Annotated in this window: 25 protein-coding genes; 8 read left to right on the top strand and 17 right to left on the bottom strand. The window is 63.8% G+C overall.

Features of this window, described 5'->3' with window-relative positions; translation table 11 throughout:
- Position 1 precedes the first annotated feature (1 nt).
- Both ABC419_RS11530 and ABC419_RS11525 read right to left on the bottom strand, forming a co-directional pair.
- Positions 2-463 (bottom strand): virion core protein, T7 gp14 family, encoded by a 462-nt coding sequence (locus ABC419_RS11530; protein ID WP_412877416.1) that lies wholly within the window; start codon positions 461-463, stop codon positions 2-4.
- A gap of 13 nt (positions 464-476) precedes the next feature.
- Positions 477-995 (bottom strand): hypothetical protein, encoded by a 519-nt coding sequence (locus ABC419_RS11525; RefSeq protein ID WP_412877417.1) that lies wholly within the window; start codon positions 993-995, stop codon positions 477-479.
- A gap of 52 nt (positions 996-1,047) precedes the next feature.
- On the opposite strand from ABC419_RS11525, the gene ABC419_RS11520 reads away from it, so the two are divergent.
- Positions 1,048-1,512: a surface-adhesin E family protein gene (locus tag ABC419_RS11520; protein ID WP_412877418.1), complete on the top strand. Its 465-nt coding sequence runs from the start codon at positions 1,048-1,050 to the stop codon at positions 1,510-1,512.
- Positions 1,513-1,522: 10 nt separating this feature from the next.
- Here ABC419_RS11520 and ABC419_RS11515 read toward each other — a convergent pair whose 3' ends face one another.
- The 10 genes from ABC419_RS11515 to ABC419_RS11470 all read right to left on the bottom strand — a co-directional run bounded on the left by ABC419_RS11515 (position 1,523) and on the right by ABC419_RS11470 (position 12,150).
- Entirely contained in the window at positions 1,523-3,730 is a 2,208-nt protein-coding gene (locus tag ABC419_RS11515) for a phage nozzle protein (RefSeq protein WP_412877419.1), read from the bottom strand.
- Positions 3,727-4,338, bottom strand: a complete 612-nt coding sequence (locus ABC419_RS11510; protein ID WP_412877420.1) for a phage tail tubular protein A — start codon at positions 4,336-4,338, stop codon at positions 3,727-3,729. Before ABC419_RS11510 ends, ABC419_RS11515 begins: the two co-directional genes overlap by 4 nt.
- An 87-nt stretch (positions 4,339-4,425) precedes the next feature.
- Positions 4,426-5,385, bottom strand: coding sequence for a major capsid protein (locus ABC419_RS11505; protein ID WP_412877421.1), 960 nt, complete (start codon positions 5,383-5,385; stop codon positions 4,426-4,428).
- Positions 5,386-5,634: 249 nt separating this feature from the next.
- Entirely contained in the window at positions 5,635-6,486 is an 852-nt protein-coding gene (locus tag ABC419_RS11500; RefSeq protein WP_412877422.1) for a capsid assembly protein, read from the bottom strand.
- On the bottom strand, positions 6,486-8,006 hold the full coding sequence (locus ABC419_RS11495) for a portal protein (protein WP_412877423.1): 1,521 nt from the start codon (positions 8,004-8,006) through the stop codon (positions 6,486-6,488). Before ABC419_RS11495 ends, ABC419_RS11500 begins: the two co-directional genes overlap by 1 nt.
- A 345-nt stretch (positions 8,007-8,351) precedes the next feature.
- The gene (locus tag ABC419_RS11490; protein ID WP_412877424.1) at positions 8,352-8,570 is read right to left on the bottom strand and encodes a hypothetical protein; all 219 of its coding nucleotides are present in this window, start codon (positions 8,568-8,570) and stop codon (positions 8,352-8,354) included.
- On the bottom strand, positions 8,567-8,752 hold the full coding sequence (locus ABC419_RS11485; RefSeq protein ID WP_128116628.1) for a hypothetical protein: 186 nt from the start codon (positions 8,750-8,752) through the stop codon (positions 8,567-8,569). Before ABC419_RS11485 ends, ABC419_RS11490 begins: the two co-directional genes overlap by 4 nt.
- A gap of 393 nt (positions 8,753-9,145) precedes the next feature.
- Positions 9,146-9,409 (bottom strand): hypothetical protein, encoded by a 264-nt coding sequence (locus ABC419_RS11480; RefSeq protein ID WP_412878209.1) that lies wholly within the window; start codon positions 9,407-9,409, stop codon positions 9,146-9,148.
- Complete coding sequence (locus ABC419_RS11475) at positions 9,406-9,693, bottom strand: hypothetical protein (RefSeq protein WP_412877426.1); 288 nt, start codon at positions 9,691-9,693, stop codon at positions 9,406-9,408. The genes ABC419_RS11480 and ABC419_RS11475 overlap by 4 nt, the downstream gene beginning before the upstream one ends.
- Before the next feature lie 36 nt (positions 9,694-9,729).
- A complete protein-coding gene (locus ABC419_RS11470) occupies positions 9,730-12,150 on the bottom strand; it encodes a DNA-directed RNA polymerase (RefSeq protein WP_412877427.1) in 2,421 nt (806 codons plus the stop codon).
- A gap of 212 nt (positions 12,151-12,362) precedes the next feature.
- Here ABC419_RS11470 and ABC419_RS11465 point away from each other — a divergent pair, with 212 nt between their 5' ends.
- Both ABC419_RS11465 and ABC419_RS11460 read left to right on the top strand, forming a co-directional pair.
- Complete coding sequence (locus ABC419_RS11465) at positions 12,363-12,854, top strand: winged helix DNA-binding protein (RefSeq protein WP_412877428.1); 492 nt, start codon at positions 12,363-12,365, stop codon at positions 12,852-12,854.
- Positions 12,838-14,031 carry a tyrosine-type recombinase/integrase gene (locus ABC419_RS11460; protein ID WP_412877429.1) on the top strand — a complete coding sequence of 398 codons (1,194 nt, stop codon included), beginning with the start codon at positions 12,838-12,840 and terminating at the stop codon, positions 14,029-14,031. The genes ABC419_RS11465 and ABC419_RS11460 overlap by 17 nt, the downstream gene beginning before the upstream one ends.
- A gap of 130 nt (positions 14,032-14,161) precedes the next feature.
- Here ABC419_RS11460 and ABC419_RS11455 read toward each other — a convergent pair whose 3' ends face one another.
- On the bottom strand, positions 14,162-14,344 hold the full coding sequence (locus ABC419_RS11455) for a hypothetical protein (RefSeq protein ID WP_200167444.1): 183 nt from the start codon (positions 14,342-14,344) through the stop codon (positions 14,162-14,164).
- Positions 14,345-14,543: 199 nt separating this feature from the next.
- Here ABC419_RS11455 and ABC419_RS11450 point away from each other — a divergent pair, with 199 nt between their 5' ends.
- Together ABC419_RS11450 and ABC419_RS11445 are read left to right on the top strand one after the other, a co-directional pair.
- Positions 14,544-14,849, top strand: a complete 306-nt coding sequence (locus ABC419_RS11450) for an SCP2 sterol-binding domain-containing protein (protein ID WP_024354161.1) — start codon at positions 14,544-14,546, stop codon at positions 14,847-14,849.
- Positions 14,850-14,925: 76 nt separating this feature from the next.
- Complete coding sequence (locus ABC419_RS11445; RefSeq protein ID WP_412877430.1) at positions 14,926-16,122, top strand: acyl-CoA dehydrogenase family protein; 1,197 nt, start codon at positions 14,926-14,928, stop codon at positions 16,120-16,122.
- A 13-nt stretch (positions 16,123-16,135) separates the two neighbouring features.
- Here ABC419_RS11445 and ABC419_RS11440 read toward each other — a convergent pair whose 3' ends face one another.
- Complete coding sequence (locus ABC419_RS11440) at positions 16,136-16,336, bottom strand: hypothetical protein (protein WP_292060385.1); 201 nt, start codon at positions 16,334-16,336, stop codon at positions 16,136-16,138.
- Between the two features lie 59 nt (positions 16,337-16,395).
- A complete protein-coding gene (locus ABC419_RS11435) occupies positions 16,396-17,007 on the bottom strand; it encodes a sigma-70 family RNA polymerase sigma factor (protein ID WP_412877431.1) in 612 nt (203 codons plus the stop codon).
- 196 nt (positions 17,008-17,203) lie between these two features.
- Between ABC419_RS11435 and egtB the strand changes: the two genes are divergently transcribed.
- A complete protein-coding gene (gene egtB, locus ABC419_RS11430) occupies positions 17,204-19,372 on the top strand; it encodes an ergothioneine biosynthesis protein EgtB (RefSeq protein WP_412877432.1) in 2,169 nt (722 codons plus the stop codon).
- Between the two features lie 81 nt (positions 19,373-19,453).
- On the opposite strand, the gene ABC419_RS11425 is transcribed toward egtB, so the two are convergent.
- Positions 19,454-19,687 (bottom strand): con-10 family general stress protein, encoded by a 234-nt coding sequence (locus tag ABC419_RS11425; RefSeq protein WP_125900964.1) that lies wholly within the window; start codon positions 19,685-19,687, stop codon positions 19,454-19,456.
- 185 nt (positions 19,688-19,872) lie between these two features.
- On the opposite strand from ABC419_RS11425, the gene ABC419_RS11420 reads away from it, so the two are divergent.
- Positions 19,873-20,169, top strand: coding sequence for a hypothetical protein (locus ABC419_RS11420; protein ID WP_368924834.1), 297 nt, complete (start codon positions 19,873-19,875; stop codon positions 20,167-20,169).
- 61 nt (positions 20,170-20,230) lie between these two features.
- On the opposite strand, the gene ABC419_RS11415 is transcribed toward ABC419_RS11420, so the two are convergent.
- A complete protein-coding gene (locus ABC419_RS11415) occupies positions 20,231-20,944 on the bottom strand; it encodes an MBL fold metallo-hydrolase (protein ID WP_412877433.1) in 714 nt (237 codons plus the stop codon).
- A gap of 172 nt (positions 20,945-21,116) precedes the next feature.
- Between ABC419_RS11415 and tig the strand changes: the two genes are divergently transcribed.
- Complete coding sequence (tig, locus tag ABC419_RS11410) at positions 21,117-22,460, top strand: trigger factor (protein ID WP_412877434.1); 1,344 nt, start codon at positions 21,117-21,119, stop codon at positions 22,458-22,460.
- The last annotated feature ends 105 nt before the right edge of the window (positions 22,461-22,565 follow it).

Genomic DNA, 22,565 nt, shown 5'->3' with positions numbered 1-22,565 from the left:
ATCATTTCGGCCCGTTGGCTGCTGCGTCTTGCTGAAGCTTGATGCTCTTGCCGCCGTAGTATCCTTGGGCGCCCGCTGTTGCGATGCGGAGGCCCGCGCCGAGAATGGTCGGCGACTGGATGCGGGATGACATGGAGTTGGCTTCGGCTGCGGCTGCGCGCTGCTGGGACTCTGCGTTGAGGTTTGTGCGTTCGGCGGAAAGTTGGGTCTGCATGAGGCTGTCCTTCAGGAGAGCTTCGACGCTTCCGCCGATATTTAGACCGGCTTCACCGGCGGCGACCTTGATGCGGGCCTGTTCCTTTCGGGCGACGCGCTGACGCTCGTTCAGTTCGGCGGTCTGGGCGACCCGGATTTCCTGCTGGGTGGTGGCAAGCTGGGCGTCGATGGCCTTCTGCTGCGCCTTGGCGGACTGCATTTGACCGATGGTTTCGGTCGCGGCCCCGACGACGGCGATGGTCGTCATGATAGTCACGGGATCACAGATGGATTGGTCCCTCCTGAATGCTGCTGATGAGGTAGAATGGGCGGCTCTCCCGGCCGTGGGTGAGATCGACTTCCTCGATCTCGAACCCGGCGCGGAACAGCCAGAGAATGCTCATGCTGTTGCGAGCATCGACGTGGTTGAAGAGACGTGGCCAGCGTTGATGCCAGCGTTTGAAGACGGCGTAGGTCTCCTTGCCGATGGCGATCTTCGCCCTCGGTCTTTCCATGCCCGGTGTGCCGAGCATCCAGACGATCCCCGATGATGGATCGTCGGACGGCCCGGCGCCGTAGACGGAGATCGGCTCCCCGTTGTCGGTGATGACCCAAGCGTCCTCGCTCTGCATGACCGACATCGTTAGAACCAGAAGCGGGTCTGGATCACCGATGGTCAGGAGAGGATTGGTCGCTCTGATCTCGTCGAAATCAGCGGGCCGGAGGTTGTTCGCGATGGCGTCGAGCCAGTCGTGAATCTGTTCGCCCGATACATCGGCGAGGTCATGGAATTCGATCATTGGTTGATTGGTTTACCTCTCCGATGGCAAGACGCTCGGAACGGAGGGGCTTATGAAAAGTGTGGTTTTGGGCGTGGTCGCCGCTATGGCGATTGCGAGTTCGGCGGCGGCAGCGGACTGGCGGGCGGTCAACGCTAACAGCGGAGGCGTCACACTGATCGACCTTGGGTCTGTCCGGGCTGACGGCCCTCTTGTCACAGGATGGGTCGCTTTTTGGCTACTCCATCCAGAAGATGACGGTGACACGGATTACATGCTCGCCCGTGTTTCCATCTCTTGTTCAGATGGGGCGATGGCGTTCACTGCTCTTAATCGCTATCGCGCGAATGGGTCAGTGGTGGCATCCAACCAACTGTCGGCTGCGCGAACGGTTTCTGCCCCTGACACCAACGGCGACAAGATCGTCAAAGGTTTCTGTGACGGGCAGTATGGAGAAATGAGCACAGCCAACATCGCTGAACTTTTTACCCCTGAACAAAGAGCAGCGGCGGGGCAACGCGCCAGAGCGAAGCAATAAGCGAGGACCGTTAGGCCCTCGCTCGGTTGTAGTAGTTAGCTTCCCACTCGGCCGCGACGAACGTCGAGGCGACGTGGGTGTCGTTGGCGATGCGGATGCGGGTCGTCGTGTTCTGGCCGTAAACCTGAAAACGGTGCGTCCCTGTCGCGTAGGCCGGGGCGTTCAGACGGAAGCTCGCGGCACCCAAGGTCTTGCCGCTGAACTGCGAAAGTTTGGCGGGCAGGATTTCTTCGACATTCGGATTGAAGCCGTAGGGCGCAACCGATGTCTTGAAATAGGCGGTGTCCACGAAGTTGACGCTGAACGTCCGCAACGTGGTGCGGCCGGTCGTGATGGCCTCGCCGCGCTGGGTCCGCATGTATTGGGTCGAAAACTCGAACGCGAATTCGTAGCCTTCCCCAATCACGACAGGACCGGTGATCTCGCTGGCCGGAACCTCGACGATATTGTCTGTGATCCAGACGTAGGTCGAAGGGTCGATCAGCGTTTGAGGCCGGGCCGTGAAGGCGTCACCCCGAACGATCTCGAACCGGTCTTTGGCCGGGCGATACGGAAGGATGAACTGCGTCATGTTGGTGGTCTGCTGATACTCGCCGGTGACGGTCGCCCTACGATCCAGATGGATTTGTCGGGCGGTCTGGGCCGGGCGCGAGCCAGCGGTCAGGTTGACCTTCTCCAGCCATAGGCCGTCGTTGCGCTCGACCGTCAGGAAGACGTTGCCCTTGAGATAGGCACCGGAGACGATCCGGGCGCCGGGTCCGAAGTCCCACTCGTGCCAAGCCGACTGAAGCTTCTCGTCGGACGAAGCCCAATAGAAGTTGTAGCAGTAGACCTTGTTCGGGGCACCGTGCGTCAGGACGAACAGGGCTGACAGGTCATCGGCCGGGATCAGGTCGTGAACGCCAGCCGGGATGTAGCGGTCGCAATGCGCCGTCACGTCCGAAGCCGTGGTCGTGTCAGCCCCGGCGAGCCGGGTGTATTCCATGACCTTCGCATACCCGCTGTTCTCGACTGCGAAGTAGATTTCGGAGCCGAGTGCGGCGAGGCCAGCGGACGTGTTGAGGGTGTAGTTCGTCGTCGGCCGGATCGCGAGCGACGATGCGTTCAGCCCGAGTTCGCCATGCGACATGCTGAACTGTGTCTGGTCGGACGTGAGCAGGATGCCGTCATTGTGGGTGGTCGCATCAAGCAGCGGCGAGACCTTGGTAGAGGTCGCCCCGGCGTCCAGCACATCGCTTTCCAGATAGTCGGTCTGGGACATCCGCCAGAAGTTCCCGAAGTCGCCGACGCACGAGAGGATGCAGTTCTCGTCGTAGAGGAACGCCAAGCGGTTCTGATAGAAGAAGACCTTGCGGATCGGGCGACCGATGAAGCCGGGGTTCGGGTTGATCTCGGTGTCGCCGACGCGGCGATGCGCCCACGAGAACGGGGCGAAGACGAACGTGCCGTCACTATCGCGGACCAGTGCGTGAGGCATGGTCTTGTAGTCGATGGCATTGACCAATCCGGGCTTGACGCATTCCTCCCAGACGCCGCCGCGACGGACGACATAGTAGGACATGAACCCGCCAGTCTCGTCGCCTTGGACACGGTAGATCGCGCCTTCGGCCGGAGGCGTGTCGCCCTGATTAACCGGCGGCAGTTTGTCGAACCGCTGCACCGTGCCAGTGATGACGCCGGAAGCTGGGTTCAGCGGATAGCTGTAGGTGCTTCCCGGCGCGTAGGGATCACCGTTGGCGTCCGTGCCGATCCGGCGATTCAGCCAGATTTGTTCGGCGGGATCGGGCTGGGTATCGGCGCCGAGCGCGCCCATGGCGCACTTCACGCGGCGGTTCGTGATGAAGGTGTAATCCGCGACGCTGAACGCCGAGATGTCGGTGCTGTAGTCCTCGACGGTCGAGAGATAGCCCCATCCGCCGGGAGCGGTGACGGTCTTCTCTTCGCCGGTCAGGGTGTCGAACACCTTGATCTGACCGTCTGCGACGATGACGACATACTGTTCAGTGGTGTCGCGGTTGATGGTGTGGACGTGTGCGTTTTCCGGCGCGGTCGGCATCAGCCGGGCGATGATCTCGGAGGGTGCGCGTTTGGTCAGGCCGGTCGCGATGGACGGCCAGCCGTTGGTCAGGCTTTCGAGTTGATCGGGCGAGCGGACCAGCGGCGATTGCTGCGAAACGCCCCCGTGAAGGGACGGCAGCGAGCGGGTCACGAGGCTCACTTATCGGACCTCCAAGCCCGGCCACGCCGGTTGAGGGATGCCGCGAGAGCCTTGTTGGCGCGGAAGATGTTGATGTCGGCCGAGGCGGACTGCTGGCGTTGCAGCGTCAGCCATGCGCGGCGTTGATCCTCTTCGCCGAAGCGATCAGCGGCAGGGTCTCCGATGACGCGCGCGGTGAACTTCCGACCGGCTGCGATCACGGCGTATCCGCGAGCGGCTTCCGGCAAGGCGTCGAAGGTGAAGGACCATTTGATGCGGACCTTGACCGGCAGGGCCATCACCCACGTCAGGTTCGCAGCATCCCAGAGGCCGAAGCCCTTCGTCGGATGCTTGCGGACGATCAGGTCTTGGGCCTTGTCCATCGGGTCGATGTCGAGGGCGCCAGAGGGGACGGCGATGAATCCGTCGATGTCGGGGGAGAGGACGAAATCCTCATCGGTGTTGAACTTGAAGCCGTAGAGGCAGACTTCGCGAACGACCTTGTTCAGTTCTCCGAGCGCGATGGATTGATCGACGATCTCGGGAATGATGGCGTTGACGGGAAGCTGGCCGATGCCGATCAGCATGTCGTTGACGGCTTCAAGTTCCGTCATGGGCGCAGCCAGCATGGGCGCGGTCTCCTTCGGAACGAGGTGAAAAAAAGGACGCGCCCTCGTGAGAGAGCGCGCCCTTCTGGTTTGGCGGTTTGCCGGTCGTTAGGCCGGGATGGCGCCGGTGCGGAGTTCGACCGCATCCGAGGCGCGGAACGTGTCCGTGCCGGTCATCTGACGCGCGAGGATCAGCGTGCCTTGCTTGCTGATCTGGTCTTCGGTCTGCACCGAGACGCCTTGGACTTCGGCGGTGCCGATGGCGTCCTTGGTCCAGACGGCGCCGACAGTCGTGCCCATCTTCAGACGGTAGCGAGCCGGGATCGTCAGGTTGGCCGAGTCGTCAGCACCGAACGGTGCGATGTTCGACTTGATGATCTTGATGCCGTCGATGGTTTCGAGGGTGTGCTTGCGGAGCGAAGCGTCACCGCCGTTGTAGTCGCGGTTCAGGTTCTTGTCCGAGCGCGCCATCAGATACCATTGGGCGTTCTTCACGAGACCGAACACATCGACCATATCGACGCGGACGTTCTTGCCGTCGAGGTTTTCCTTGGCCTTGGAGAAGGCTTCGAAAAGCTTGGTGGCGTCCGTGAGCAGAGCCGCATCCACGACCGGGGTCGAGGCGCCGCCGCCGAGCAGGTCGGTCGCACGAGCAGCCTTCACGACCGCGCGCATGGCGTTCTGGTCGAACTGGACGGCCAGAGCTTCGGCCAGTTGGCGAACGTATTCCGAGCGGATGTCGAAGTGGTTCAGGATTTCTTGGATGTCGGAGACGAACACGTCCGAGATCAGCTTGTCGTCGGACGACAGCACGATCTCATCGTGGTCGATTTGCTTGCCGACGATCTCGGTGCCCGGCGTGTGGTAGGTCGCGGTCGCGCGGCCGACGCGGGGGAAGCGCAGCGACTTGCCGTTGGACAGCGAGAAGATGCGGTGCTTGTCGCGCATGACGGTCATGCGCTCATAGGATGCTTGGACCTCGCCGCCGAAGATATCGAGCAGAAGGTCGGTGTTTCCTGCGGCGCCACCGGCCTTAAAGCCGGGGTTCGATGGGGTGGAGTTAGCCATTAGGCTCCTTGATTGAGAGAGAGTTTTTGGCTCCCGTCGATCAATCGGAGTCCGCTGGCGCATGAGGTTGTGCGGTCGAAACCGGCCTCTTCGCAGCCGGATGTTTCCGCTTTGATTTGGGAGAAAGGGTTAGGCCGGGCTTTCACCGGCCGCCCGTCCGAAGACGGTCAGTTCCGTGTTTGCGCTGGGAACTGTGCGGCCCCGCTGGCGAGCCTCTATGGAGGCAAGCGATCAGGGTCTTAGGGGTGCTTAGAGCAGCGTTCCCGCTGCTTGCGAGCGAGCGACCTTTTCCGCGACCTCGGCCACATAGGCACGGTCGGTCTGGTATCGGTCGGTCTTCATCGCGGCGACCATTTCCGATTTGGATCGGAACACGTCACCGACTGCGGCGCCCGGCATCGACTCGACGAACGAGCCTTCGGACGGACGGGCCGCCTTGTATTTCGCCACCAGCCATTCGATGCCTTGTGTGGCGGTCGTGGGGTTGGAGACGAGGGCGTTGTAGCTGTCGATCTCGGCTGCGGTCAGGGACTTGGAAGCCCAATCCGTTGCAGCGTCGAAGACTTCCTCGCCGCCCGCCACCGCATGTGCCTGTTGGAATGCGAGTTGGGACATGGCCGACAGACCGGCGAGATAGTTGTCCACGACGGATTGCGGGACGCCGAGCTTCACGATCTCTGCGATCTGATCTTCGGCGGGTTGCCCCTTCGTCTCTTCGTAGTGCTTGGCGAATGACTCAAACGCAGTCGTGACAGGGTTGGCCTCGGCCTGTGCCGGGGCCTCTTCCGTCGCCGGTTTGATGGTCAGATCGTTGGGCTTAGCCGCTTCGTCAGCGGGCTTTTCCTCGGACTTGGGAGAGCGTTGCTTGGCTTCCAACTCGGCATACGACTTCACCAGATCGTCAGTGCGGATGACGCCAGCTTCGCTATCCCAGAATTTCTCGGGGATGTGGGCGGGGCGTTCTGGCTTGGCCGGGGTTTCCGGCGCCGACAGGGAGTCTTTGTAGGTCGAGGGGTCTGCACCCTCTGGGAAGGCCGACGCCGGAATCTGCGAAAAATCAGCGGGCGTGGTGGTCTCAGTGACCGGGCTTTCGAGGCTCATTAAGTTCCTTGGTTAGGGTCTTGGGTCGCTGCGCCAATGGCGGCTTCCGTGATGGCCGGGGTCGCGGCTTGCATGGCCTGTTGCGCCATGGCTTGCTGCTGCTCTTGGGCCATCTGTTCCTCCGTCTTCAGGAGGGTTTCGAGGCTGGAGACACCGTGTTCATTGCCAAGGCGGCTCAAGAACGCGGGGGCGTTCACGAGGCTGGCGAAGACTTGCGGCGTCAGGATTTGGATGGCGTCGGCGGCGAACGTGCGGAGGCGGTTGACCTCGGCGGCTCGACCAAGCGCAGCCAGACCCGTCACGATCTTGGGACGGATGCCGTCAGGGATCGGTGGGATGAGGTTTCGCTGTGCGGCGACGTAGAGATAGCGCGATGCAATCGGCTGCTGGAGTTCGGACGCCAGCACCGAGAAGGTGCCGCCCAAGCCGTTCTCCAGTTCTTCGGACTGGCTGCGGATTTCCTCGGCTGTGACACGCTCTGCGTCGCGATAGTTGGCGACGAGAAACGCTTCCTTGACCCGCGCCTCAATGGTCGCCGTCACATCCTTGATGACGGCGAAGTCCTGCGACTTGTTCAGACCGAGCGTCTGAATGGCTTCGGGTTCGCCATAGAGGTAGTCGCCGGATTCCGCCTTCGCGAGTTCAGCGACATCGAGCGAAGAGTTCGGACTGACGACCGTGACGACGCGAGAGGCGATGGCCGCGAACTGCGTGACGGCCTTGTAGTTGTCGTCCATCGACAGAAGGTCGCCGAGATATTCGGTGACGTGGCTGCGGCCATAGTCGCTACCGGGAACGACGGTCCATCGCGGGGCGAGCCATCCAGCCTGATCGGTTGGGATCGCGTCTGACTTTGTTCCGGGGACGGTCTTGCCGTCGATCTCCTGCCAGTGCGTGACCTTGCCGTCGCGCTGCTCGACAACGGTGTAAACGTCGATCTGCTGCTCGTCCTTATTCGGGTCGAGCTTGATGCCGAGGGCGGTGCGAACGTCCTCGGGCAGGGTCGAAGGCCAGACCTTCTCTTGGATGATGATGTCGGTGAACTGACCGTAGTTGTCGCGCTTCAACACGAACTGGTCGATGCGATAGACGCGAGGGGAACGGTCTTGCGGCAGGTAGGCGACGACGTTGCCCGCCGCGATCAGTTGCTTGATGACCTCTGCCAGCGCGGGACGAACCTTGAGGTCGTCCATCATCGCGGCGGTCGTCTCAGCCACCTGCGAGAGACGGGTGTCTACATCGTTCTTGTCGGCTTGAAGTTGGGCCGCCGCGAAGGCGTCGAGTTCCAGCCGGAAGAACTGAACCGAGGTCGGGAAGAGGGTCGCCAGCAACCGCGCCGACAGGCTGCGGAGGCCGTGCGCCCCCGCCGACTGATAGGGTTGGGTCGGGCTGTAGTGTTCGTTCTGGCCGATCTCTGGGATCAGGCCGGGAATGGTCAGGCGCGAAGCCTCACGCGCTTTATCCAGAACGGACGTGCGGGCGACAGACAGCGCGCTGAACCGCGCTGCTGCGGACTTCATGCGGAGTGGTTAGACTTTCGAGAGAAGGTGTTTGCCGATCAGGCCGGGGGCGCCGGGGAGCCGAGACAGGAGTTCAGCTTGCGCCCGTGGGGCGCCAGTCTGGCCGCCACCGGTGGAGGGTGCGGGAGCGGGCGTCGCCGGGGCCGGTGTGACGGCTGGGTTTCCAGTCGTCGCCTGTCCGGGCGTGGCCTTACGGATGGTCAGAGAGCGGACGCCGCCTTGTCGGGCACGAACCACGGCATCAAGACCGTCGAGGTAGGGGTTGCGAAGGATGGGCGCGTCAGCCGCAACTGGCGCCGAAACGACCTTCGGTTTCTTGAAGAGGGAGCACATGGGCCGGTCTCCTTAGAGGGCGTTCGGCCGCTTAAGAGACCGTTCGAAATGGCGTTTGATCTGACGCGCGAAATCGCGGCGGCCAGCGGCGAACATCACTTCCTCAATCGTCTGACCGGGGCGGGGCATCGGCTCGGGACAATGCCTGTCGAGCCAAAGCATCAGGTCGGGAATGTTGGTCGGAAAGGTGCTGTCCGCACCATGGGCGGTGGGCTTGTGACGGTCGCTCACGCGGCGGGCGTGTCCTTCCAGACGATACCGATGACGCCGCCGATTGCGGCGCCAACAGCCAGAGCGACATCGACGTAAGCGGGGTCAACGGCGATGCCGAAGGCGGTCGCCAGAGCGACGAGACCGACATAGGTGCTGCGCTCTTTCAAGCGCGGCAGGATGTAATCGCGGACGAAATTCATGGCGATTGCCCTTTCGAGAAAATGGTTTTGGGAGGGGCATCGCGGTAGAATCGCTGATGCTGAAATGTGAGGGCCGGTGGGCCGAAAGGATCGAAGAACTGCTGGCTGCACACACGGTTGACGTGGACGAGCCAAAGCCGCGTCTTCTCAGCGAAGACGAAGGTGGATGCGCCTACTGCGGCACCGAACTTCCCCTGTCGTCGCAGGCGAAACGCTTCTGCAACGACCGGTGCAAAGCTTCGGCTGCGAAAAGACGGTCAACCGGAATGCCCGAAGCCAAAGGCGCGGGACTTGAGACCACGGCGAGGTGCGTCGGGTGCGCTTCCGTCTTCACCTACATGAGGGTCGGCAAGCCGAAGCAGACGTGCAGCCAACGATGTCAGCGGGTGGTGTCTAACCGAAAGCGACAGGCCCGACGACATGCTCAGACCCCCACAACCTGAATGCCAGCGCGCCTTTTGGATCGGCAATCGAGATCAGGGTTCCTGCGGTAAACTCACGACCCATGATGTAGAGGTCGTTCAAGTCGTGCTGGATGCACTGCGACAGGAGCCACGCGGACGCCTCGTCGGCCAAGTCGAGCGGCATGAGGAAGTGCGCGGCGTCTGACTGCATCAGCCGGGCCAGTGCGACGAAGACTGACGGATCAGGCTTCAATCAATCCGGCGCAACTCGCCGTCAGCATAGTCGCGGATCGCTTGGACGTGGACGGTGTGCGGGCCCTCCGCCGTCGAGAGCATTCGCTTCGCGCTGTTCAGGGCGTCGTGGCCGTCGATGCCAATGGCGTCAGAGATCACGGCAGCAACCAGAAACAGAGCGCGGACCTGATCCGAGGGATTGGCGTCTTGGATGCGGGAGAGCAGTTCGAATGCTGGCTCGCGCAGTATGGCGATCGTCGATTCCGTGCGGACGCGATCACCGATTGAGGGAAGAGGGTTCATGGGATTGGGTCGGTTGTTCAATAGCGGGCTGACGGCTCAAGCGAACAGATAGTCCGAGCGGCGAACGCTCTGGATGTCGAAGTCGCCGAGGGTCGGGACCGGTGGGATTTGGTCGGCCCATTCTGGCGGAAGCTGCGAGACGAACTCTTCTCGGAAGACCTCAAGCCAGTTCGTCTCGTAGAGATCGGCGAAGGTGTTGCGGAGGATGTCTCGCAGTTCGGATGCGCGCGCAGCGTGGACGCCGAAGCTGTCGTGGACGACGGCCAGCGAGCGGATGTTGAGGTCGTAGCAGCGGTTGGCCACGCCCATGAGGTGCGAAGCGTCCATGCTGTGGATCAGGTTCGGGCTGATGCCGTTGGCCTGACGTTTGGAGTCCAGCTTGCGTTGCTCGATCTTTGTTTCGAGCCGGATGCGCTGGCCCTTGTATGTCACCACCACCCGGCCGGTCTTGCGGCTGGCGTAGGTCTGGAGAACCGGGAAGCCTGTCGGCGCCGTCCAGCGGATCGGGACGCCCGCCTTGGTCATGATCGACGCCACGGTTCGCAGCCAAGCCATGGCCTCTGCGGCGGCGACGACAGTGCCCTGAACGCCGTCCCAGATTTCGGCCGCCATGTAGCGGGCGGCCAGATAGTTGTCGGCGTCGAGGTAGGGCTGACCCTCGCCGTCGATCTCGCGAAGGGTCTGGAGGATTTGGTCGCAGTAGCCGTATTTCGTGGCCGAATAGGTGAAGGTCATCACCGGACGCTTGGTGATCTTGCGCGTGACCTTGTTGCCCTTCCACGCCGTGGCGTCTGGGTCGTAGCTGTCGTTGACCTTGGCCTGAACGTCGCGGGCGACATCGCTGTAGATGTCCTGCGGGCGGTCGCCCGGTTCGAGGTTGACCGCCTTGGCTCCGATGGGATCGCGGAGCATCGCGCTGAAATGTTGGAGGCCGGAGTTTGACCCGTCGAGGCTGACGGGGAGGTGGCTGATGTAGTCGGCGCCCTCGTTGACGTAGCCCGCCCATTCCATACAGGCGGCCAGAGCCATGAACGGGCTGTCGGCCGAGGCCCAGAACCTTTGCCCGTCGAGCGGGTCGGTTGCGCTGTCGAGGATAGCGGATTGGTTGGCGTAGACCCATTGGACCCGCTCTTCGAACGGAACCTTGTCGATGCCGAACAGACCGGCGAGGTGGATCGCCAGCCAGCGGGCGCCGTCATGCGTGATTGGTTGGCCCTTAGCGAAGGTCAGGAGAGACTTGGCGACATCATCGCCCTGCGGGTTAGGCCCGCCAGTGGACAGGGGATAGACGCGGCCTCGGAAATCCACCGAGTGGGGGAAGTAGATTTCTTCCTCGTCCGCGAACTTGGTCGCGACCCACAGGCGTTGCGACAGGGCCAGCCGTTGGCTGACGTTTTTGGCGTTGAGGTCGTGGATGTCCGACGCCTCGCGCTTCCAGCGGTTGGCGGCCTCTTCGTTTTCCGCGTAGTCGGCCGGGCGCGGCGGGATCGGCTGCGGATTGCGCGCCGGGAGATCGCCGAGGACGCCGCCGCCGTCCCAGATTTCGCGCATGATCGCGAGGATGGGGGCGTTGATCTTCCACGCCGTCTCCTGCACCGCGTTCACGGCATCGTAGACGCCGGGCATCATGTGATCGCGAAGCTGATCGTGATAGGCGGCGTTCGCCTGTTTCACGAGGCGGTTGCCGGGCTGCTTGGTGACGTAGCCGCCCTTGAACGGCGACGACCAACGGCGCGGACGCACGATCATCGGGAGGTTGATCGGCTCCAGCAGTTCGCAGCGGGCGTGCTGTTGCTCCAGCCATTTGTGAACGGCTTCGGTCGGGCGGACATACTTGGTGCGCTGGCCTTGGCTCTCGATGGCGAATAGGCCGGTCGCATCGCAGAACAGTTCGATTGCCTTGACGCCGGTGCGGATTCGCATGGCCAGCGGGAACGACTGATCCACGCCATGTTCGGTCATGACGTTCTGGATTTTGCGCTTCATCTTGGCCGAGCGGACGCCGTGCGACTGGACGCGAAGCACCCCCTTGAAGACATCGGCGCGGGCGCGGCGAAGGCTCTCCATCTGGCTGTGTTCAATGATGGCGTCGGCGACGGCGATGGCGGTCGCGGTCAGCTTCTTGCCTTCGGCTGCGGCCGAAAGGATCACGCGGCCGGTCAGATAGGCGGCCTCTTCGGCGCCGACACTGGAGAGGATCAGAGCGGCTTCCGGGGTGCGGGCGCCGCCGCCGTGGTTCACGATGTCGCAGAACGACCGGATCGTTTCGGCGGTGGGCTGGATGGCCAGACGCAATAGCTGACGGCCGGGCGGAAGGTCGCCTTCCTCGTCCGTGCTGGAAGGTTCATGTCGCCAAGGCAGCGGGCGTCGCGCACGGTATCGGCTGGCGCCGAGCGCACGGCTCTCGTCCTCAAGCGCGATCTGTCGCGCCAGTTTGTCTTTGAAGGTTTCTCGCACCTTCTACTTATCATGGGAGCGCGAGGGCTTAACGCCGGTCACAACCGGCGAAGTGTGACAACGCACATAATTGCGTTGACCACATCTTCCCTGCTGTGGCACATAGGGGTTCTCAGCAACCACAGGAGGCCGCTATCCAAACCCTGTTTTCAATTGAGGAAATGGGTGACTCAGAGCAATCGTTTGGCAGACCCGTTAAAGGACCGCCGAAGATGCCCCGTCGCCGCAAAACCTCCGAAGAACTCCAAGGCTCCGTCGTCGAGAATGGTGAACGCCTCAAGGCGCCAAGCCGACTCAAGGAGGGGGCTGGCCAGTTCATGGCTCTGGCGAAGGCGATGCAGATTATCGCCTATGAAATCCCGCCGCGCACATCGCTGCGCCAAATCTACGCCTTTGTCCTGATCGTCGAGGCCAACAGCCTCGGTAAGTCGATCATCATCAGCGACCTCAAGGAGATCGCGGGGACCGACAACACAGGCGAGCCGATCTTCGGCCAGTCCATCGGCCGGTCATATCAACTGCTCATGGAGCCGACCAAGCGCGACCCCGATGGGCTGGGCTGGATCAAGCTCGAAACCGACGAAGACGACCAACGCCGCAAAGTCATCCGCCTGACCGAAAAGGGAGAAGCCATCGCAAACCAACTCCGTCGAACCGTAGCCACTGGACAGAGCAAGGACGGAGACAATGACGTATCAGGCTAACATCGAGACTGCATGGGACGTGAAGCAGCGTCCGAACGGCATCTGGATTGTCGAGTTCAAGGGAGAGGATGGCCAACGCCATCGCGTCTCGACCAAGACCCGCGACAAGCGCACAGCGATCATGATGGCGCCGCAAATCGCCCTCGGGATTTCCGCCGAACAGGTGGCCAAGCCGGTCGTGAAGAAGGATGAAGCGGGCAAGCCCAAGGGCATGACCGTCAACGACCTGTTCGACCACTGCGAAAAGACCATCTGGAAGACGCACCGGTCCCAAGCCACGCTGAAATCCACCGCCAAAATCCTGCGGGAGATTTGCGGGGAAGACCTGCTGTCGGAGCTTCACGCCTTCCGGTTGGAAGAGATCGCCGAAATCTTGTCTCTGCGGGGCGGACGCAAGGGCGGACGGGCTGCACCGGCGACGGTGAAGCGCAAGCTTGAAGTCCTGTCGGGCGCGCTCGACAAGGCGACCAAGATGCAGGGACCGGACAAGAAGCCGATCCTTTTCGCCAAGCCGCCGTTCCCGTCGATCAAGGTCAACAACATCCAAGAGCGGACGCTGAACAAGGCAGAAGTTGTCGCCATCTTCAAGGTGATTGCCGACTACGAGATCGAGAACCCTTCCAACGATTGGAAGCGGTTCGGGTGCTTCGTTAGGTTCCTGCTCGACACCGCTTGCCGCAAGGGTGAAGCCCTCATGCTTCGCGACGAGTGGATCAGCGTCGATGGGGACGGGGACACGATCATCGCTTGGCCGCGCTTCCGTGACGCCACCCCGGCGGAACTGGCTCGCACCGGCCTCGACAAGATCGAGCGGCTTAAGAACGGCAAGGCCAAGACGCTCCCGGCGTCACAGGCCATCGTCGATATGCTTCCATTCCTGCGGATGCTGTCGCCGGATGGTCGCCTGTTCCCGTGGCACACCTCGACGATGGATTGGAAATGGCGCCGCGTCCGTGAGGGCGTGAAGAAGGCGGGGCAGAACATCGACGATGTGAAGTTCCATACCTTGCGCCACACGACGATCACGGACATGCTTCGGAACAAGGAGAGCCTGACTCTGGTCAGCCGCTTCGCCGGGCATAGCAGCGTGAAGATCACCGCTGACCGCTACGGCCATATTATCGCCGACGACCTCAAGGGACTGGTGAAAGGTAAGCAAGAACGCGATGCCGCATAGTGCGTCAACGCAACATTAGGTGAAGTCACGGGTAATCGTGCCAGCTTGGCACGGTCCCGATGACCAAAAGCCCGGATTTGCTGGGTTGTGTGGCACCGTCTCCGCCAGAATTCTTTCCGAAAATCAGAAGTCAGTCGCGGCCCTCCGAAGGGGCGGCGGCCTTGGCGTCGCTGGGGCGGCGCACGGCGACGCCGTGCTGGCGCAGGATGCGCCGGGCGACCTCGGGGGCGCCGATCATGGGCAGGGGCTGGCCGAAGTGTTCGCGCCACAACTGGTCCAGGCGAACTTCCTCCGGAGTGAGCAGGCGGGTCATTGGCGAGTCCTTGTTACGCAAACGCGCAACTTCTAGGCCATCTCGTCACGGCCGAACGCAAACTCATGTAAGCTGAGCCATAGGTGATGGAACCGGCGCGATTGGGGGCTTCGTGGCCTGGCCTTCCCTTGCGTGATCTTGGCGCCGCCCGGCGCGCGGGTTAGGCGTGTGGTTCAACTTCTCAACGGGAGAGACGCACATGGCCGATCTGGCCCTCGCCACCGACAAGATCCGCGCCGCCGTCGGCGAAAACTCGGGTCTGGGCAAGACTGTGAAGCTGGACTTCGGCGATGACGGCAAGATCTTCATCGACGGCGCCTCGGCTCCGAACACCGTCAGCAACGACGACAAGCCGGCCGACGCCACCGTTTCGATCAAGTGGGACGACTTCGTCGCCCTGGCCGAAGGTCGTCTGGACCCGATGATGGCCTTCATGCAGGGCAAGCTGAAGATCGCGGGCGACATGATGATCGCCCAGAAGCTGGCGCCGCTGCTCAAGGGCTGAGCGCGGGCTGAGGCTTGATGTTCAACGGCGCGGCTCCGACGGGGCCGCGCCGTTTTCATGTAGGGAGAGGCGTAAGATGGATTTCCAGCTGAGCGAGCGGGGCGAACACTGGCGCGAGCGGGTGCGCCGTTTCATGGAGGCGGAGGTTCTGCCGCGCGAGGCGGAATATCGCGCCCAGGTCCGCGCCGATTCCAAGCGCCAGCCGCCGGTGATGGAGGCGCTGAAGGCCAGGGCAAAGGCAGAGGGCCTGTGGAACATGTTCCTGCCGGGCGAGCATGGGGCGGGGCTGTCGAACCTGGAATACGCGCCCATCGCTGAGCTGATGGGCCGGGCGCTGTGGTCGGCCGAGGCGTTCAACTGCAACGCGCCCGACACCGGCAATATGGAAGTGCTGCACATGTACGGCGACGCCGCCCAGCAGGAGCGGTGGCTCAAGCCCCTGATGGCGGGCGAAATCCGCTCGGCCTTCCTGATGACCGAGCCTGAGGTCGCCTCGTCCGACGCCACCAACATCCAGACCCGGATCGAGCGCGACGGCGACCATTACGTCATCAACGGCCGCAAATGGTGGTCGACCAATATGGCGCACCCGAACGTCGCCGTGACCATCGTCATGGGCAAGACCGATCCCGACGCCGCCGTTCACCAGCAACAGAGCCAGATCATCGTCCCGGTCGACACGCCCGGCTTCCGCGTCGAGCGGATGCTGTCGGTCTTCGGCTATGACGAGGCGCCGATCGGCCACGCCGAGGTGGTGCTGGAGAACGTCCGCGTTCCCGCCTCCAACCTGATCGCAGGCAAGGGGCGCGGCTTCGAGATCGCCCAGGGCCGCCTGGGGCCGGGCCGCATCCACCACTGCATGCGGACCATCGGTGCGGCCGAGAAGGCGCTGGAGCTGATGGTCGACCGCCTGCTCAGCCGCACCGCCTTCCGCAAGACCATCGCCGAGCATTCGGTGTGGGAGCAGCGGGTGGCCGAGGCGCGCACCAATATCGAGATGTGCCGTCTGCTGGTGCTGAAGGCCGCCTGGATGATGGACGAGGTCGGGGCCAAGGGCGCCAAGTCCGAGATCGCCCAGATCAAGGTCGCCGCGCCGCGCATGGCGCTGAAGGTCATCGACGACGCGATCCAGGCGTTCGGCGGGGCGGGGGTGTCGGGCGACACGCCGCTGGCCGAGCTTTACGCCATGGTGCGGACTCTGCGCATCGCCGACGGTCCGGACGAGGTGCACAACCGCACCATCGCCCGACTGGAGTACGCCGCGCGACGCTAGGCTGTAGCCCGGCTCATAGCTCGTCGCTGGGCGGCCGCTTGTGATGATGATGGACCGAGGGCGAACTGAAGTCGCCGTCCACGATGTCGCCCAGATAGAGGTTGGGGCTGGCCTTGCTGGGCGGCGGCGGCGTGCGACCGAACAGCCAGTCCATGAAGCCGCGCTTGCCCGTGCGCGGGGGGGCGGGGGAGGGAGGACGTTGCGGAGTCATCATGACGGACTCTCCTGAGATCGGGAATTGAACCCCTTCGCCGGTTCCTCCGTTCCCTCCGCCTAGCTGTCGTCACCCTCATTATTTTCTGCGCCGCCGAGCGGCAGTTCGTGCGCCAGCAGCAGGGCCAGGCGGCGCCGCGCGCGATTGACCCGGCTCTTGACCGTGCCTACGGCGCAACCGGCGATATCGGCCGCCTCCTGATAGGAAAGACCGGCGGCGCCGACCATGATGATGGCCTCGCGGTGGTCGGGCGGCAGGGTGTTCAGCGCCTGCTGAAGCGCCGTCAGTTCGGCGGTCCATTCCTGGTTGGCCTCGGAGGTCAGGCTGGCGGCGTGGCGGCCTTCTTCATCGGCCACTTCGCGTCGACGGCGGGCGGCGCCGGTGTACCAGCTGTTCCGCAGGATGGTGAACAACCAGGCCCGCAGATTGGTCCCCGCCTCGAACCGCGCCCGGTGGGCCCAGGCCTTGACCAGGGTTTCCTGAACCAGGTCGTCCGCATCCGCCCGGTTGCGCGCCAGCGAAAAGGCGAAGGCTCTCAGCGCCGGTATCTGACAGGCCAGCATGGCGCGCCAGTTGGCCGGGTCGGCCAGATCCGGCGCCCGATCAAGCGGGTGCGGCGATGGCGGGGGCTCGATGGCGTTCGGCCCCTCTGGCATGCGAACTTCGGGCATGCGGCGGGATCCTGAAAAACCTGCGCCGTTACGGCGACTTGATTGAATCAGAACGCCCTCTGATCGTGACTGTTCCTCTGAAACAGGACCGTGAAGGGGCGCGGAGACGGGTTTCAATCACGCGGAACCGCCTCGTCTCAGGCTGCATTTCTACAGGGTGACCACAGCGAACACTCACCCAGGGGCAGGCGGGATCATGGCCGGAACGCAGCGCAGGCCGGCGCGCGTCGCCGGGGATCTGGAGCGCTATCGCCGCGTGCGCGCGGTGATGCCCGCCTTGGCGGCATCCTTGTCCGCCGAAGACCTGCAGGCGCAGTCGATGGCCGAAGCCAGTCCGGGCAAGTGGCATCTGGGCCATGTGAGCTGGTTCTTCGAAACCATGCTGTTGGACAGGCCGGGCTATGAGCCGTTCGATCCTCGGCTGAAGGAGGTCTTCAATTCCTACTATGAGGCGCTCGGCGAACGCATCGGCCGCGATGAGCGAGGTCTGATGACGCGCCCGTCTCTGGCTGAGGTCATGGCCTATCGCGCCGAGATCGACCGACGGATGGAGGTGCGCTTGGCCGACGCCTCGGCCCCGCTGGAAGGGCTGGAGCGCTACCTGTTCGAGCTGGGTCTCAACCACGAGCAGCAACATCAGGAGCTGTTCCTGATGGACCTGCTGCATCTGATGTCCCGTTCGCCGCTGGACCCGGCGGCCTATGAAAACGAGCCGCATGCGGCGTTGCTGCAACCGGCGCGTAGCGGTTGGGAGGCGTTCGAGGGCGGTCTGATCGAGATGGGCGCTTCGGGCGAGGGTTTCGCCTTCGACAATGAACGGCCCGCGCACCGCGTCTGGCTGGAGCCGTTCGTCCTGGCCGCCGGCCTGACGACCAATGGCGACTGGTTGGCCTTCATGGATGCCGGCGGCTACGCCCGGCCCGAACTGTGGCTGAGCGACGGCTGGGCGGCGGTCCAGGCGCGCGGCTGGACCGCGCCCCTCTACTGGCGACGAGAGGATGAGGGGAAGGGCTGGACGGTCATGACGCTGGCGGGCCGACGCCCCGTCGATCCCGCTGCGCCGGTGCGCCATGTCAGCTTCTACGAGGCGGACGCCTTCGCGCGGTGGTCGGGCCGGCGTCTGCCGACAGAGGCGGAGTGGGAGCATGCGGCGCGCAGCCGCCCTGACGCCTTCTCCAACCTGGATGGCGAGGTGTGGCAGTGGACCGCCAGCGCCTATGCTCCTTACCCCGGTTTTCGTCCGACCGAGGGCACGGCGGCCGAGTACAACGGCAAGTTCATGGCCAATCAGATGGTGCTGCGCGGCGGCGCCTTCGCCACGGCGCCGGGCCATGCGCGGCCGACCTATCGCAACTTCTTCTACCCGGATCAGCGTTGGGCCTTCGCGGGCGTCCGCCTCGCCGCCGCCGCTGACGACGACGCCTATCGCGACGGCGCCGACGACGAGCACGAGGCCTTCCGCCGCGATCTGGTCGCGGGCCTGGCGTCGTCGCCCAAGAGCCTGCCGCCCAAATGGTTCTATGACGCGCGCGGGTCAGAGTTGTTCGAGGCCATCACCCGCCTGCCGGAATACTATCCAACCCGGCAGGAGGCGGCTCTGTTGCGTCGGGTCGCTCCGCACTGGGCCGACCGCTTCGGCTCCGACGCCGTTCTGGTCGAGCTGGGTTCGGGCGCCAGCGAGAAGACGCGCATCGTGCTGGACGCCGCGCCGGACCTGGCGGCCTATGTTCCCATCGACATCAGCCCTTCGGCGCTGGACGAGGCGGCCGCGCGGCTGAGGCAGGCCTATCCCGACCTGAAGGTGCTGCCCATCGTCGGCGACTTTGAACACCTGGGCGTTCTGCCGCCTGAGGCGGGGCAGGGGCGTCGCATCGGCTTCTTCCCCGGTTCGACCATCGGCAATCTGGCGCCGGAGACGGCCGAGGCCCTGTTGCGCGGCATGCGCGACATGCTGGGGCCGGACGCCCTGTTCATTCTGGGCGTCGATCTGATCAAGGAACCCTCGACCCTGATCGCGGCCTATGACGACGCCGAGGGGGTGACGGCCCGTTTCAATCTGAATGTCCTGGCGCGCGCCAACCGCGACCTGGGCGCCGACTTCGACCTGGACGCCTTCGCTCATCGCGCGGTCTGGAACGCGACCGAGGCGCGGATGGAGATGCATCTGGAGGCCCTTCGCCCCATGACGGTGCGGTTGGGCAAGCTGGTCTTCCGTTTGGCGCAGGGCGAGACGATCCACACCGAGAACTCGCGCAAGTTCGACGAAGCCCGCGTGCGCGCCTTGGCCGAAGCCGCCGGCTGGCGCGTCGAGGCGTTCGAGGTCAGCGAAACCCCGCGCGTGGCCCTGGCCCTTCTGGCCTGCTGAACACATCGTCCCGCGTGTCAGGCAAAGAAAAACGGCGAGGTTTCCCGCGCCGTCGAAAAGTTCTGAAATCGATCGCTGCGATCAGCGTTTCGGCGGCGCCGGATCCTGGCCGGTCTTGTTTCGTGCGCCGTGGGAGGCTTCGCCGCCCTTGCGTCCAGCCTGGGCCGCGAGGGAGCGGTCCTGGGAGAAGCTGCGCTTCTCGCTGGGCACGCTCGCGCCGCCCTTGCGAGCGATTTCACGCTGACGTTCCGGGTCCATGGAGGCGAAGCCTCGCTTGGAAACACCGGAGCCGCGGGTGGGCTGACCTTCGGTCATTTCAGATGTTCCTTTCGTAGACGGTGGCGCTTGCGCAAAAGAACCCGGCGCCGGCGCGGAGGTTCCGAGAAAGGATTAAAACCCTGTTCGGTCGACACGAACCGCGCCCATGTGCAGGCGGCGGAACCGTGACGATTTCGGCGGGTTCTTCGAGGCTCTGAGTGCAGAAGTCAGGAGTTCAGCCCATGCCGGTTTCCAACGACCCGACCCCACGCGCCGACAACGCGCCTTCGCCTGAGGACATCACCGAAGGCCGCTCGACGCGCAGCGGCCGCCTTGAAGGGGCCGCCGATGAGATTCTGGCGGCGGGCGCTCGACCGCGTCCCTTGCGCCGGGCCGTGCGCGAGGATGCGGCCGAGGTGCGCGACTGGGCGCGTCATCGCGGCTCTCGGGCCTGCGAAGCGATTCGCGATGAGCCGATCCGCATGACGCTCTATGCGCTCGGGATCGGCGTTCTGATCGGCCTGCTGGCCGCGCGCTAGGCCATTACCGGTTCTGATTGATTCAATCCGAACTCGGATCGATGGTTCGGCATCCAAGGGGTCAGGCCGGGCCGGAGGCCGGGCGTGCGATCGGCGCCGCCTGCATCGCCCGGTCCGAGACGAAGGGGTTGCTACGCCGCTCGGCCCCGAACGTCGAATGCGGCCCGTGCCCCGGCACGAAGGTCACGTCATCGCCCAGCGGCCACAGCTTGGTGGTGATGGCCGTCAGCAGGGCTTGATGGTCGCTGCGCGGGAAGTCTGTGCGGCCGACCGAGCCCTGGAACAGCACGTCGCCGACCTGGGCGAAGCGGGCCTCGCGGTTGAAGAAGATCACATGGCCGGGCGTATGGCCGGGGCAGTGGAAGACCTCCCACGTCGTCTCGCCCAGCGTCAGCACGTCGCCGTCGTCCAGCCAGCGCGTGGGGGTGAAGCTGCGGGCCTCGGGCAGGCCGTACTTCTGGCCCTGCGTGGGAATCAGGTCGATCCAGAACTGGTCCTCAAGGTGCGGGCCGACGATATCGAGGCCGGTCTTCTCCTGCATCTCGGCGGCGGCGCCGGCGTGGTCCAGATGGCCGTGGGTGATCCAGATGGCGTCCAGCGTCAGCCCGCGCCGCGCGACCTCGCCTAAGATGGCGTCGACCGAGCCGCCGGGATCGATGACGGCGGCCTTCTTCGTCTGCGTGCACCAGACCGTCGTGCAGTTCTGCTGAAGCGGCGTAACGGGCGTGACGAAGACGCCGATGGGGGCTGCCGAAGAGGCGGACGACTGGCTCATGCGTCATGAGATAGCGGCCCGATGCCCACAAAGGAACCGCGTTGCGTTGACGTTTCGGCCCCTTCTCGACATAAGGGCGGGCTCCGAGGCGCCGCTCCCGAAAGGGGCGGCCCTGTTGCTTTATCCACCGCGCGCCTTTGCGGCGTCGCCACAGAGCGTCAGATACCCGACCATGCAAGTCGTCGAAAAGTCGAACGAAGGCCTCAGCCGCGTGATCGCGGTGACCATTCCAGTCGCTGAGCTGAATGAGAAGCTCGAAGCCCGCATCAAGGAAGTGGCTCCCCAGATGAAGCTGAAGGGCTTCCGTCCGGGCAAGGTGCCGGCCTCGTACGTCAAGAAGACCTTCGGCCGTGACTTCATGGGCGAAATCATCAACGCCTCGCTGAACGAGACCAGCCAGGGCGCTCTGGACGAGCTGAAGCTGCGTCCGGCCGCTCCGGCCGAGATGAACCTGACCTCCGACATGGACAAGGTCATCGCCGGTCAGGAAGACCTGGCCTATGAAATGTCGCTGGAAGTCATGCCGGAATTCACCCCGGTCGACCCCAAGACCCTGAAGCTGACGCGCCCGACCTATGAGGCCTCGGACGAGGATCTGGACGAGGCGCTCAAGGAACTGGCTTCGCAAGCAAAGTCCTACGAGGACAAGAAGGGCAAGACGGTCAAGGCCGCCGACGGCGACCAACTGACCATCGACTTCCTGGGCAAGATCGATGGCGAGGCCTTCGACGGCGGCGCCGCCACCGACGCCGACCTTGTGATCGGCTCGGGCCGCTTCATCCCCGGCTTCGAAGAGCAGCTCAAGGGCGCCAAGGTCGGTGAAGAAAAGACCATCGAAGTGACCTTCCCGGAAGAGTACCAGGCCAAGCACCTGGCCGGTAAGGCCGCGACCTTCGACGTCACCGTCAAGGCCATCAAGGCCGAGGTCGAATCGAAGATCGACGACGAGTTCGCCAAGCGCATCGGCCTGGAGTCGCTGGACCAGCTGAAGGAACTGCTGAAGACCAACCTGAACCAGCAATACGCCGGCGCTACCCGCTTCAAGCTGAAGCGCGCCCTGCTGGACGTGCTGGACGAAGGCCACGACTTCGCCCTGCCGCCGAAGATGGTCGACGCCGAGTTCGAAGGCATCTGGGCCCAGGTTTCGGCCGACAAGGACGCCGGCCAACTGCCGGAAGACGACGCCAAGAAGTCGGAAGACGAACTGAAGGCCGAGTACAAGAAGATCGCCGAGCGCCGCGTGCGCCTGGGTCTGGTGCTGGCCGAGATCGGTCGCGCCAACAACGTCGGCGTCTCGGATCAGGAACTTTCGAACGCCATCATGGCCGAAGCCCGCAACTATCCGGGTCAGGAAAAGATGGTCCTGGACTTCTACCGCCAGAATCCGAACGCCGCCGCCCAGCTGCGCGCGCCGATCTATGAAGAGAAGGTCGTCGACTTGATCGTCTCGGTCGCCGAGGTGAAGGACGAAGCCATCTCCAAGGAAGAGCTGATGAAGGAAGAAGACGAGGCCTAAGCCCTTCTTCTTCAGGCTCTGAGCTTGCGATCCCCGTCCCGGTTTTCCGGGGCGGGGATTTTGCTTTCCGGCGCCGCCTTGCGCCGAAGCCTCATGAACGCGATA

This window comes from Brevundimonas phoenicis (assembly GCF_047237745.1).
Taxonomy (GTDB): Bacteria; Pseudomonadota; Alphaproteobacteria; order Caulobacterales; family Caulobacteraceae; genus Brevundimonas.
This window is presented reverse-complemented; position numbering and strand designations above follow the sequence as displayed.